This is a genomic window from Maribacter sp. Asnod1-A12, from assembly GCF_045063735.1.
Classification (GTDB): domain Bacteria; phylum Bacteroidota; class Bacteroidia; order Flavobacteriales; family Flavobacteriaceae; genus Maribacter.
In genome coordinates this window covers 4,088,537-4,101,499 of sequence record NZ_JBEFNZ010000006.1, presented here as the reverse complement: position 1 = coordinate 4,101,499, position 12,963 = coordinate 4,088,537, and the positions used below count along the sequence as shown (strand labels likewise).

General features: G+C 32.5%; 11 protein-coding genes. All 11 read right to left on the bottom strand.

Going from position 1 to position 12,963, the window contains the following annotated elements; all coding sequences use genetic code 11:
* Positions 1–88: 88 nt before the first annotated feature.
* A complete protein-coding gene (locus ACJJVP_RS17585) occupies positions 89–778 on the bottom strand; it encodes a hypothetical protein (RefSeq protein WP_405415825.1) in 690 nt (229 codons plus the stop codon).
* Between the two features lie 337 nt (positions 779–1,115).
* Entirely contained in the window at positions 1,116–3,695 is a 2,580-nt protein-coding gene (locus ACJJVP_RS17580) for an Ig-like domain-containing protein (RefSeq protein ID WP_405415823.1), read from the bottom strand.
* A 546-nt stretch (positions 3,696–4,241) separates the two neighbouring features.
* Positions 4,242–5,039: a hypothetical protein gene (locus ACJJVP_RS17575; RefSeq protein ID WP_405415822.1), complete on the bottom strand. Its 798-nt coding sequence runs from the start codon at positions 5,037–5,039 to the stop codon at positions 4,242–4,244.
* Between the two features lie 86 nt (positions 5,040–5,125).
* The gene (locus ACJJVP_RS17570) at positions 5,126–6,154 is read right to left on the bottom strand and encodes a glycosyltransferase (protein ID WP_405415820.1); all 1,029 of its coding nucleotides are present in this window, start codon (positions 6,152–6,154) and stop codon (positions 5,126–5,128) included.
* 245 nt (positions 6,155–6,399) lie between these two features.
* Positions 6,400–7,173 (bottom strand): SDR family oxidoreductase, encoded by a 774-nt coding sequence (locus tag ACJJVP_RS17565; RefSeq protein ID WP_405415817.1) that lies wholly within the window; start codon positions 7,171–7,173, stop codon positions 6,400–6,402.
* Positions 7,174–7,183: 10 nt separating this feature from the next.
* Positions 7,184–7,924: an SDR family NAD(P)-dependent oxidoreductase gene (locus tag ACJJVP_RS17560; protein ID WP_405415814.1), complete on the bottom strand. Its 741-nt coding sequence runs from the start codon at positions 7,922–7,924 to the stop codon at positions 7,184–7,186.
* A 33-nt stretch (positions 7,925–7,957) separates the two neighbouring features.
* Complete coding sequence (locus ACJJVP_RS17555; RefSeq protein ID WP_405415812.1) at positions 7,958–9,232, bottom strand: carbamoyl-phosphate-synthetase; 1,275 nt, start codon at positions 9,230–9,232, stop codon at positions 7,958–7,960.
* Between the two features lie 62 nt (positions 9,233–9,294).
* Positions 9,295–10,527, bottom strand: a complete 1,233-nt coding sequence (locus tag ACJJVP_RS17550) for a glycosyltransferase family 2 protein (protein ID WP_405415810.1) — start codon at positions 10,525–10,527, stop codon at positions 9,295–9,297.
* Between the two features lie 4 nt (positions 10,528–10,531).
* A complete protein-coding gene (locus tag ACJJVP_RS17545) occupies positions 10,532–11,350 on the bottom strand; it encodes an SMP-30/gluconolactonase/LRE family protein (RefSeq protein ID WP_405415809.1) in 819 nt (272 codons plus the stop codon).
* A 9-nt stretch (positions 11,351–11,359) separates the two neighbouring features.
* On the bottom strand, positions 11,360–12,106 hold the full coding sequence (locus ACJJVP_RS17540; protein WP_405415808.1) for an SDR family NAD(P)-dependent oxidoreductase: 747 nt from the start codon (positions 12,104–12,106) through the stop codon (positions 11,360–11,362).
* An 82-nt stretch (positions 12,107–12,188) separates the two neighbouring features.
* On the bottom strand, positions 12,189–12,794 hold the full coding sequence (locus ACJJVP_RS17535; protein WP_405415806.1) for a sugar transferase: 606 nt from the start codon (positions 12,792–12,794) through the stop codon (positions 12,189–12,191).
* Between the last annotated feature and the right edge of the window lie 169 nt (positions 12,795–12,963).

Sequence of the window (12,963 nt, the reverse complement as noted above, 5' to 3'; positions counted from 1 at the left end):
TTGTCATTTATCGGTTTTTTTATATAGATAATTTATGCAAATTTGTGGAGGAGGTAAGGTTAATACTTATATTTTACCTAGGTTTTAATTACCCTACGCTAAAAGTAAACACCTCTGATGTTGATTCGTTACCGATACTATTTTTAGTTACTATCTTCCAATAATAGACTTTATTCGCTTCAACAGAAATATCATTAAATCTGGTCTCTGTAATATCTTCAGCAAAAAAATCAGGATTTTCACTTTCACCAAAATATAAGTCAAAACCAATAATATTAACATCTTCCGATTGCCAAATTAGATTAACTGTAGTACTAGTTTGAGATATTGATGCGCCAGAAACAGGAGATACTGCCGTAGCAGGTTCAGGGAATACAGACTCGTTTTGTATACCTAGATTGTCAAATACCCAAATATCACTTATACTATTAGATACACCTGTTACATACCAAGAATATGATACGCCTAATTGAAGAGATATTGTTGTTTGGGTTTCTAGGCTTTCATATACTATAGTGTCGTTGTTTAAAAGATTTACTAGTTGTAAGTTATATGGACTATAAGTTTCACCATCTTTATCTTTCCATTCAAATTCAAGCTCATTTTCTGTATTTGAAACAATAGTGCCTTCTGGGTCACTTGAATTATTCTCAGGATATAATAATATGATGTCAAATTCTTCATCGACTTCTGATTCAGAATACTCTAGAACATCTGTATCAATACCGCATGATTGAAAGATAAATATTACAAATAATAGAACACAACCTTTTTTCATTATACAATTAGCTTTAAGGCTCTTTTTATATGTTTTATTTTGAAAAAGCATTAATGTAAAAGTGATTAAACTATTATTAACCACGGTAGTTAATGTCTTTAAAATTTTAAGTTATTAGTATTTATAGCGATACTGTTAGTGGTAAAAATAACTATTTCAAAGATATCTACCGAGCTATATTAAATATCTATTTAAATCTCAAGTCTAAGTTCAATAAAATTATCAACGCTAGTTAAATGGCTGGTTTGGAAACTATGTTTTTTCAAAGAATAACCTCTAATAAAAAAAGTCGGCAACTAAATTTAGAAGCCGACTTTTCTATTTAATAAACCTTTGTTTATTTTCTTAAAAGAGGAATAACCTGATTATTTCCCCCTGTGCTAATACTTAAATAGTATACACCTTTAGTTTGTCTTCCAACATTTGATAGCTCTAGGCTAACATCTGTTTCAGATTTATTAGCTGTAAAAGAACCTTTTTCAATTAATACACCCATAGCATTAGAAACGCTATATATGTAGTCACCGCCATTACCTTCTGGTAAATGAACAGAAACTTTACCATCAGTAAGAACTGGGTTAGGGAACGCAAATGCTGTTTTATTAGTAACAGAACCTACAACAAAACTTATTGTTTCTGTAGCAACAAGTGAACCACTACCATTTGTACCTGAATAAGCAGAAACTACTAACTGGTATGATCCATTTGATAAAGTTGTGGCTACATAATTTCCACCTTCATCACCGAATAAAGCATAAGGTGCTACATTTTCATATCTAGTTTCAGTTTTTGCTCCTGAAAGTTGAAATAAAACGCTTTGGCTGTTTGAAGGTACGTTTGCTCTAACATTAATGTTCTGAGCATCAGAACTGTTTAAAGAAGCACCATCTGTTAATGTACTAATATTTGTATTAGATGTCGCATTAATCAGGTTTAGTGTAAGAGAAGGTACGGTAGGCGTAGTTGGGTTAGATACAGAACCAACAACTACATTTACAAGGTCAGAACCTGTTGCGCCTTTATCGTCTGTAACAACTACTTCGATTTGGTAGTTACCAGAAGATGATTCTTGAAATGGATGAGAAGTATAAACAGCCCCATCTGTGTCAACTAAATCGCCATTAATGTAAACTTGATACATTGTAACAGTACCATCACTATCATTGGCCGTAACGCTTACAAAAACTTCTTGCCCTATAGAAATAGTTTGACCTTCACTTAGCGAGGTTATTTGAACTGTTGGAGCTTGATTTCCATTTGTTGGAGGAGTAGGAGTAGTTCCACCTGAACCTACTACTATATTTACACTAGCAGTGTTGGTATTATTGTCATCATCGGTAACCGTTGCACTAATTTCATAATTTCCTGCGCTAGCACTACTAATAACATATGGAGTATAATTAGAACCATCTGTGTCTACCAAACTACCATTAACGAATATCTCATATTTAACTACGCTACCATCAGAATCGGTTGCATTTAAATTAACTGAAACGTCAGCTCCCGCAGTAAAACTTTGACCATTGGTAAGATTAGTGAAACTTACAGATGGTGCATCATCAGATGAAGGAGGTGTTGGGTTTGTTACTGGCTCATCGTCATCAAATACTGTAATAACTACGGTGTTAGATGTAGTTTCACCAGAATTATCTGTAACTGTTGCTCTAATAGAATAACTTCCTGCAGTTATACCTTCGATTATGTGAGACGTATAAGAAGATCCATCGGTGTCAACCAACGCATCGTTCACGAAAATTTGATGAGTTACAATACTACCATCTGAATCACTTGAATTTAAGTTAACAGAAACATTTGATCCAGCTGTAAAACTTTGACCATTTGACAGATTCGTAAAACTTACAGATGGCGCTGAATTTGATGTTGGTGGCGTTGGATCTGGATCTGGGTCAGGTGTAGGGTCGGTATCATCATTATCATCATCAACAGTAATGCTAACGGTGCTAGAATCAGATTCACCATTGCTATCGGTTACTACCGCTCTTATAGTATAGCTGCCAGATTGAATATTCGATATGGTATAAGGACTATAATTTACACCATCTGTATCTACTAAAACGTTATTAACATAGATTTCATGATCAGAAATATTTCCATCAGCGTCGCTAGAAGACAATTGAACTGTTACCGAGCTACCTTCATTAATGTTTTGTCCATTACTAGGACTTGTAATGTTAACTGTAGGTGCTTCATTTGTTGTAGGAGTTGGGGTAGGCGTAGTCGTACCACCAGAACATGTAGTCTCTGCTCTAGATAAACTTTCAGCTTGTGCTGCAGAATAGCTACTTTCTTTATAAAGTACCATTCTATCAATTGTATGACCATTAGATCTTGCAGAAACTTGAATGGTGTAAACACCGGCACTATTAAATGTTGCATAAACTGCATGTGCATCATTGTCACTGGTTTTAGTACTGTAACTCCAGTCTATAGTATTGGTATATACTTTAAACCATCCTCCTGAGCTTGCACCTTCTGGAGTTGGAGTTTTACCTGAGCCTCCAGGGTAAATTCTACTACTGCCGCTTTGTCCATAAAAATTAGAAGCATTGATTTTTAACCAAGAATCATTATGTTCAGTACTAGCATTACTACTAGCTATAACGCTAATTTTGTTACGCCAAATAAATCTATAAGTACCAGAAGAGCTTATTCTTACTTGATATGTAATTGTTGAATTTCCTGGTGAATTAAAGTAATTAGACCCTCTGTAGGTCAAAGCTGATCCCCCAGATGAACCAGAGGTGGATTCTCTATTCCAACTTCCTGAAGTTTTTGAATCCAATTCTAAAATAGCAATTCCATTTTCTTCCTCAAAATCTGCGTCACTACATTGTGCGTAGACCTGATTAAAGCAAAATGCTTGTAATAATAATAAAAGAGTAATTTTTAATTTCATAATTAATGTTTAGTGGAGTTATTGATAATTAAATAGTTAAAAGTTTTCATTTGAAATTGTAAAATGCAAATCAAAATAAATTGTTGTCCGTTAAATTTGGGGGAGAGTATGGTAACGACAAACTGTAATTTATTTACGACGAAAGTATCTTTTTGGTCTATCAAATACCAGAATAAATTAAAAAGATCGTTGAAATGCACAACTTGACTATGTAGTAGTGTCAGATAAATTGAAAAATCTATTACTTGTTGATTCTAAGAAACATAACAAAAAAGTAATTAAGACAATATGTAATGCCAGTGGTAACCAATATAGTTTACTTAAGATTGTGTATTATATTCGTTTATTGAATGGTTTAGCTACAGTTTCTGTAAACTAAATATTTTGAAACGCTATTTGAAAAAGAAAGCTTCAAGTATAATCACATATGTTGTGAATGTACTTGAAGCTTTTCAATTTAAAAAATAATAGGTTGATTCTAGTCTTATTTGATTAGTACCTTTAGTGGTTAACTAATTTTTTAAATTTAATTATATTAAATGTTGACTATGAAATTTTATAAAAATTAAATGTTTTCTTAAAACGACCGCCTATAAACGTAGGTCTATACCGAGATAGTTTAGAGTATACACTCTTTATATGCCCTAAGGTGAATAATTTAGTTTGGTTAACTAAATTCATCATTTTCGATTGAGACATATAATGGTTTTCTCCGTTGGCCATACTATACAGTGCAGCTGGTTTCGGGTATGGTATTAATGAAAGATTATCATCTAATTCTATTTTCTCATGAAAATAATAGAGATACGGTTCTTGTTGTAATACTTGTTGAAACAGTTCTTTCTTTATAATAATACATGTGCCACATCTTACATTGAAATTACTGCGAATCATAAAGGCAAATTTACTGCCTTCGGTGTAGAAGTAGCCTTTATTAACGTACCAACCAGGAATATCGTTCTTTATTCTTGAGTTTACATATTTGCTTATTCCATTATGAATGCAATCATCAGAGTCAACAACCATAAAGTAATCGACATCAAAATTCTCATTTGCATAATCAAATGCTACTTGAATCTTTCTGGCTTTATCACCTTCTTTTAACTGCCTATCTTTTTCCCAATCTTCATTGGTCAACTGTGGGATATCAAAATCTACTTGAACGTAATGTACTTGTGGGTGTTCTAATTTGTCTACCGGCAGTTCATGACATGCAACAACAATCTGAAAATCCTTGTCTTTTTGTCCGTTAATAGACTTTAGGCTACGTTTAACCAATTCACTGAATTTATCCCAATCAGAAGAAAGTTTTTCACTCTTAACGGGTACAAGGAAGCAAATCATATTTAGTTTTTTTAGTTTAAAGAACAGTGATATTATCTATTTAGATTTCTGCTCCTCATTATAATTATATAACTCTTTTAAAGAGATTATAGTTTTTTGATCATTTTTAAAGCTAACAATAAACTTTTTCTATTATTGACTAATGGAAAGAAAACCAAGTTTTGAATAAGGTTGCCCTTATCTATAGTTCCTTTTTTAGAATCAATTGGATAAGCTTCTAACGTATTCATTTTATCCAATATTGTACTCACTTCCTTTGGATCAAGTTTATACTTAAAAGCACGAATTAGTAAAGCATAGACCACGGCTTGTTGTTTAGCTCTTAGTTTTATAATCACTTGATTATTTTCTTCTTTAGAAATCTCTAGTTCTTTGATTAATATATGGAGTTCTTCAACAGCCCTAACCATGCCAATTACGAATGCCAGATTTTTTTCTGGATTTTTGGTAGTTACTATAGAACCTGCAACTTTAATATATCTATGAGCATCAAAGTTAACTTTAGAGATTCTCTTGGACTGTAAAAAAACATTTGCCGTAAAAATTAAATCTTCGTAGGCATACATTTCTTTTATAAAAGTAATACCGGTTTCTAGTAAATAACTCTTTTTAATTAAGTAACGCCAAGCTTGATTTCTTAAATCATTATTTTCAATAAAGGTGTGCCCGTTCCATACCGCAATATTTTCTTCAATAAAGTTATTGGGTAAGGTACTATTTTCTATAGGTAAAAGCCCTTCGTCTATTTCTTTAGTGTCAAATTCTAAAATGTCCAAGTCATTTTCTTCACAAATTTTCAATAAGTAACTTAAAGAACCTTGGGTTAGAAAATCATCGGCATCTAAAAAATACACATAGCTTCCTTTTGCTTGAAGCAATCCGTTATTTCGGGCTGCACTTGGCCCTTGATTTTTTTGTGGAATTAATTGAATGTTTACATTCAAATTTTTCTTGGCATAATTTTTAACAGCGAGTGCGCTTGCGTCTATTGAACCATCATCAACCATTATAATCTCATATTCCAAGAAAGATAAACCTTGTGATAAAAGACTATCTAAACAGCGCTCAATGTATTTTTCCTTGTTGTATAAAGGAATGATGATACTTAATTTCATTGCTAGTTTTGGTTACTGTTTAAGGTCTAAAAATAATGTCAATAGAAAAAAATTTATAGCTTACCGTATTAAATGAATGCACAGATAAATTTATGTTATCTGATAAAAAGGTAAAATTATACAAAGTTGAAATAGCAACTAATTAAATTCTTTTTAAGACCGTTTTAATAGTTCAAATACTTCGGTGTAGTAAACTTAGCCTAATCTTTTTTACTATTGACATTAGGTATTCTGTTGAGATTAAATTATCGTCCTAAATAACCACCATCAACTGGTATAACGGTACCTGTAACGTAATCGCTTGCCGATGAAGATAAGAACACGGTCAATCCTTTCAAATCATCGCCGTTACCCCATCTTTTCATGGGCACTCTATTAAAAACTTCTTCAGTTCTTTTTTTATCATTTATTAAAGCGGTATTAAGTTGTGTATCCATATAACCAGGTGCTATAGCATTAACGCAGATTCCTTTAGCTGCCCAATCATTTGATAATGCCTTCGTCAATTGACCAACACCACCTTTAGAAGCGGCATATGCAGGTATGGTAATACCACCTAAGAAACTCATTAACGAAGCAATGTTAATAATTTTACCGCCACCATTTTTGATCATAGTGTTACCGGCATACTTACAGTAGTAGAAAGTAGCATCAAGGTTAATTGATATAACTTTACTCCATTCTTCTTCTGGAAAATCTTCACTAGGATATCTTCTTTGAATACCAGCAGAGTTTATTAAAATATCAACTTTACCCCCTAATAGGTCTAAGGCAGATTGATATGATTCTTTTATTTCAGCTATTTTACTAACATCTGCTTTTATCGCATGTACTTGTAATCCATCTTTTGTAAAACTTTCGCAAATGTCAAAAACTCTATCATCAAAATCAATGACAACAGTTTGCGCTCCTGCTTGAGAAATAGCCTCTACCATGGCTTGGCCTAAGTCGCCTGCACCACCAACTACGATTGCTTTTTTTCCTTCTAAACTAAATGCTTCTAATATATTTGATTTCATATTTTTAATTTTATCCCATAAACAATCCTCCATTGACATCTAGAACAGAACCTGTAGTAAAGCCTGCATCATCACTTGCAAAATAGCAAGCTGCAGCTGCAACTTCTTTAGGTGTTCCAAATCTTTCTAAAGGAAATCTTTCTTTTAATTTTTTCAATACTTCGGGGCTACGTGCCGCAGACATATCCGATTCAATAGTTCCCGGTGCAATACAGTTAACTGTAATTCTTTGTTTTGCTAGCCTTCTGGCTAAACCATAAGTTAATGCTATAATACCTCCTTTTGATGCGCTATAGGCCATTCCGTTTTCAAATCCTCCCATTCTACCAGAGTTGGATGATAGATTAATTATTCTCGGATGCTGACTTTTTTTCAAATATTGAATTGATTTTTGAATCATAGTAAACGTACCTCTAAGATTAACGGCCATAACATTGTCCCACTCTTCAATAGAAGTTTCCTCTATGCTGTTCATATCCAAAATACCGGCGCTATTTACAAGAATATCAATGCCACCGAAGTGAGCATTTATTGTCGCTAGTGTTTCTTCTACAGATGATACATCTTTAACATCGCATCTGTATCCTATAACTTTATCGCCAGTTTTGTCAATATTATTGGCAGCTTTTTTAGCACTGTTTTCCGAAACACTTAGAATAGCTACATTGTAACCGAGTGCGTAAAATTTCTCAGCAATTGCTAAGCCTATATTTCTAGATCCACCAGTAATAACGGCAGTTTTATTTTCCATGTTTTATATCGTTAATTAATTCTATCTGTTTATTTAAAGGTAGTTTTCTGATTTAAAAGTCTCTGGCCAAGTTAATATCATATCTTTGCCAGAATCATCGGTAATAATGAGCTTATTTTTAAAATCGGTCATTTTAGAATTCAATTCTTCAATAGAATCGGCAACAACATATATACGTGAAAAAACTTGTCTTTCAGTACCTAACCATTCCTTTTTGACAACATCACCTTCTTTAAACCTGTCTAAAACGAAAATAACATTTTCGTCATCCTTAATTTCAGAGATACCTTCAATTGAACCAATGGTACCTTCTTTTAAAAGTACCCAAATTGTACATGCTTTTTTTCCTTTGAACATGTAGTCGTTCATTTCAGGAAAATCTTCATCTCCTAAAACACCTGTGAATGCAAAATTAATAAGCATTTTTCTATGATCGAAACCATTAATATGTGCTAAGTGAATATGTGGTGCCTCTCCTTGTAATCGAAAGCCCGGATCATAAGCATAAAAGACTTCATCTTCAACAAAGAATTGAAGATTTAGAACCCCATTTTGAATGTTTAGTTTTTTGAAAAAATCGCTTAATTTAGGGTGTATTTTTTCAACAAATAAGCTTGTGTTTTTAGAAGGATAGATAGCTCCGATACCAACAGGACTAAAATCTCCTTGAATTTTGGTTGTAATTCTATCATAAGTAGCTGAAAGATATGGTATTCCATTTCTAAATGTATAATAGACTGCCATATCATCGCATTCCATATATTTTTCTACGAGAACTACACCTTTTTTAGAGAATTGTAAAGCAGTTTTTACAGAATTTTTAAAGTCATTATCGTCTCTACAAATTTTCATGCCGACGCCACCACCATTATCAACTGGTTTGATCATTAAAGGGTAGGCAATATTTTCTGGTTTCTCTATACTTGAATTATTGTCTAGGTAGGTGCCGGGTATATCTTGTATATTGAATTTTTCGCAATATTTTTTAAACCCATCTTTACTACAAAATGCTTCTATTGCCTCTTTATTGGCATAAGTAGGCATATTTAATTTTTCGCAGATTTCACCATACGGCTTAACTAAAATATCAGCAACGCCTACTAAAACAGCATCGACTTTTAAGTCTTTTGCCAGTTGAACTATTTTATCAACTTCGAACCCATCAATGTCGTAGGTTTCAGACGCATTCTTTTTTGCAGGTGCATTTGGGTTTGGATCAACAACAATAGTGTAAATGCCCATTGAAATTGCGATATCTACTAAAATTGCTGTTTCAGGATTTCCTCCTAATATGATAAGTTTTTTCATAAGTAAAACCTTATTTGTTTTTTAAAATTGTAATTGTCATCAATATAAGCTTTCAATGAAATTTATTTATTTAGAAATTTAAAATCATTACCAAACCCTAATTGAACGAGTAGTTGGCTTATTTCGTTTATATCCGTATTGATTTTAATAATCTTTTTTTCATCAACGCCAATTAGACTTAGCTCTTTTTTAATGTCTTTATAGTATGACGGATTTATAGTGGCTATAATCAAATAATCATACGCTGACTTTGTTATAGAACTGGTTGGTTTTACAAAATTACCCCCAATATTTAACTCGTGATAATCAATGTCGATCCAGTCGACTACATCAAAAAAGTTATTTTTAATATTAGTAGATAATATGTGCTGACCAAAAGAACCTGAACTATAGACTACTACTTTTGAATTAGGAGTGACATTTAAAAATGGATTGAATATTTGATTTCCCTTGTCATCGTAAATTAAACCACCTGACCTTACTAAAATCTGTGAATACAAATAATAAGTAATCTGTTCTTTAATATTTTTTTCGTCTAGAGAATTTTTAAGTTTGGTCTGTAAATAATTCATTAGTAGACCTAGTCTATAATATTCAATTTTCGGATTTTCTACAGATTTTACAATAGAATCATGGCGTTGTCTATAATAATATAGAGGCGTACTGCTAATGACCAGACTCTTTGAAATGGTTAAATAAGAAAAGGTAATTGCCGCATCTTCACCCATAACCACATCGTCGGGCACATTAAAAAGAATTTGATCTAACAACTCTTTTCTAAATAGTTTGTTCCAGACGTATGTAGAAATACCATGCTCGCAGAATTCACCGTTATAGATCGCATTAGGTAAGATTTTTGATTTTAGTTCCTTTTCATCATAAATACCTACCATTTTAGGTTTAATGGTTTCTATTTTTCCGTCGAACTCTCTAAAGTGACCTGTTACAACAAGGTCGGCATCATTAACGTCGGCAAGGTTGAACATAATATCGAGATAGAATATATCTACCCAGTCATCACCATCGACAAACGTAATATATTTTCCAGAAGCATTTTTTAAACCTTCTTTCCTTGCACTTACAAGGCCGCCATTTTTTTTATGAACGACTTTAATACGAGAATCTTTTTTGGCATAATCATCACAAATTTGCGGACAATTATCTGGACTACCGTCATCTACTAATATCAACTCGAAGTCAGAAAAAGACTGATTCAAGAGGCTGTCAATACACTTAGGTAAGTATTTTTCAATTCGAAAAATAGGAACGATTACACTAACTTTAACAGGGTTCATAAATTTATATTTTATCTATTTCAAGGTAGTATAGTCCACCACCATAAATATCATTTACAGAATCAGATTTTGCGGTTGTCACATATAAATTACCGTGGTTGTCAATACAGCAAGCTGTTACGTTTGTACAAGGTAACTTCAATTCTTTTATTTTTTCTCCGTTATTTGGGTTCCATTGAGATACGCAAGCGCCTCCCCATTCTGCAATCCACAACATACCATCTTTGTCCATACACATACCATCAGGGCTGCCTTCGCCTATAAATGAAATCACATCTGCAACAAAAACTACCTCGCCGGTATTTATATCGTAGGTATATTTTGCTACCTTTTTAGTTGGTGTATCTATAAAGTAAAGCCATTTGTAATCTTCTGAGAAAGCAAGACCATTAGAAATAGTCGTATTTTTTATAATGGTTTTAAACTGCCCATTCTCATATGAAAAAACTTCACCTAAATTTTTTTGTACTTCAGGGTAACCCATTGTCCCAATAATATATCTTCCTTTGGGGTCTTTAATCCCATCATTATATCTAACTGAAGATTTTATATCGATTTGAAAAACATATTTCTTTTTCAGGGTATTAAAATCAACTTCATAAAAACCATTTTTAGAAGCGACCAATACTTTCTTTTTTTCAAGTAAATAAATACAACTAACGGGAGAGTCTAGTTTAATACTTAGTATTTCTTTTGTCTGTGGGTCGTAAAAGTATACTAGATAATCAAATATAGAAACAAAGTAAAGGTAATTGTTATCTATGTCAAAAACAGGACCTTCTAAAAGTTCTGAATTAGAATGAAATACTAATGATTGGTTCATAAATGGTTGCTATATGTATTCTCCTCCAGTAATTCGCATGATTGAGCCAGTAGTCATTTCTGACTGATCGGAAATAAAATACATTACCGCAGGTACAGGGTCAAAGGTATTTAGCATTCGTCCCATTGGTAAAATACTAGAGGCTTTTTGCTGTAACTCTTTTTCGCTGACTCCTTCTTTTTTTCTTAATTCAAGCTCTCCTTCTGTATTTGTCCAACCCATAACTAAATAGTTAGACCTAATCCCATATTTGGCATAATGATGAGCAATATGAGTGGATAATGTATTTAGCGAACTTTTTGTTAGTGCATAAGCAGCTCTATCTATTTCACCGTAATCCATATGTGCAGAACCAAAGAAAACAATAGAACCAGATTTATGTTCTTTCATGGATTTTAATACATGTTTTAATAGGAAAAATGGAGCCTTTAGATTGACATTGAATACGCTGTCATAAATTTCTTCTTCAGTGTCTATTATTGAGGAAACCGGTGTTATACCTGCATACAAAATTAACGAGTCTATCTTTTTAAATCGGTTAATAGTTTCAAGATAAAAATTTTCGATTTCATCTATTTTATTAAGGTCTAATTCATGAAAATAGAGTCTATCTTCTGCATCTAATGATTGTATTAGTTGGTTGCCAATTGCAGATTTTCTACCACTGAAGGCAACATTGTAGCCTTTGTCTATGCACGACTTCAATATTTCTTTGCCTACACCTTTGGCACCCCCTAAAATCATTACTGTTTTCATTATCACAAATTATATGTCAAAAAGTATAACGTACCCTTTGCAGGTATTATTATTACTATAACGTGATAAAGCTATAATTGTGTTAATTATTACCTACAAACTTTTCCATGGTAGTATCGTCCGAAGCGGATATGTCTGATCTTTTGAACACTTTTTTGAAGGTCAAAAAGAGTATTTTGATATCAAGCAGCAGTGATATATGTTCTACGTACCAAACATCATACTCAAATTTTTTGTCCCAAGAAATCGTATTTCTTCCGTTTACTTGGGCCCAACCGGTAATGCCGGGCTTTACTAAATGTCTTTTGTTTTGTTCTTTACTATACAATGGTAGATAAGAAACTAATAAAGGTCTTGGTCCAATTAAGCTCATATCACCCCTTAAAACATTTATTAATTGTGGTATTTCATCTAAAGAAGTATTTCTAATAAATTTACCGATAGCCGTCATACGCTGAAAATCAGGAAGTAGGTTGCCATCTTTATCTTTTTTATCGTTCATAGATTTGAACTTTACAATTTTAAAGACTTTACCGTTTTTACCTGGTCTTTGTTGGTAGAAAAAAGGTTTACCGTTGTTAGATATATATAACGACAACCATACGATAATAAATACGGGACTAAACAGTAAAAGGAAAATTGCTGCTGTTATCTTGTCAATTAATCCTTTAAAAAACGACTTGTACATTCTGTTGTAAATAATTAGGTCGCTAAAATACGTAATAATACATCTTGAAAATTAGTAAATAGATGAAGTACCCGTATATAGGGCTAAATAGGATTTTTTAAAAATATTTTTAATAAAGTAAACCTTATCAAAAAATAAAAGATTAGTCTACAAAAAAATGTTTTTTAGA

What these genes read in the sequence shown, in the direction of transcription:
- ACJJVP_RS17585 (WP_405415825.1), bottom strand. Translation starts at nt 778, where the DNA reads ATGAAAAAAGGTTGTGTTCTATTATTTGTAATATTTATCTTTCAATCA.
- ACJJVP_RS17580 (WP_405415823.1), bottom strand. Translation starts at nt 3,695, where the DNA reads ATGAAATTAAAAATTACTCTTTTATTATTATTACAAGCATTTTGCTTT.
- ACJJVP_RS17575 (WP_405415822.1), bottom strand. Translation starts at nt 5,039, where the DNA reads ATGATTTGCTTCCTTGTACCCGTTAAGAGTGAAAAACTTTCTTCTGAT.
- ACJJVP_RS17570 (WP_405415820.1), bottom strand. Translation starts at nt 6,154, where the DNA reads ATGAAATTAAGTATCATCATTCCTTTATACAACAAGGAAAAATACATT.
- ACJJVP_RS17565 (WP_405415817.1), bottom strand. Translation starts at nt 7,173, where the DNA reads ATGAAATCAAATATATTAGAAGCATTTAGTTTAGAAGGAAAAAAAGCA.
- ACJJVP_RS17560 (WP_405415814.1), bottom strand. Translation starts at nt 7,924, where the DNA reads ATGGAAAATAAAACTGCCGTTATTACTGGTGGATCTAGAAATATAGGC.
- ACJJVP_RS17555 (WP_405415812.1), bottom strand. Translation starts at nt 9,232, where the DNA reads ATGAAAAAACTTATCATATTAGGAGGAAATCCTGAAACAGCAATTTTA.
- ACJJVP_RS17550 (WP_405415810.1), bottom strand. Translation starts at nt 10,527, where the DNA reads ATGAACCCTGTTAAAGTTAGTGTAATCGTTCCTATTTTTCGAATTGAA.
- ACJJVP_RS17545 (WP_405415809.1), bottom strand. Translation starts at nt 11,350, where the DNA reads ATGAACCAATCATTAGTATTTCATTCTAATTCAGAACTTTTAGAAGGT.
- ACJJVP_RS17540 (WP_405415808.1), bottom strand. Translation starts at nt 12,106, where the DNA reads ATGAAAACAGTAATGATTTTAGGGGGTGCCAAAGGTGTAGGCAAAGAA.
- ACJJVP_RS17535 (WP_405415806.1), bottom strand. Translation starts at nt 12,794, where the DNA reads ATGTACAAGTCGTTTTTTAAAGGATTAATTGACAAGATAACAGCAGCA.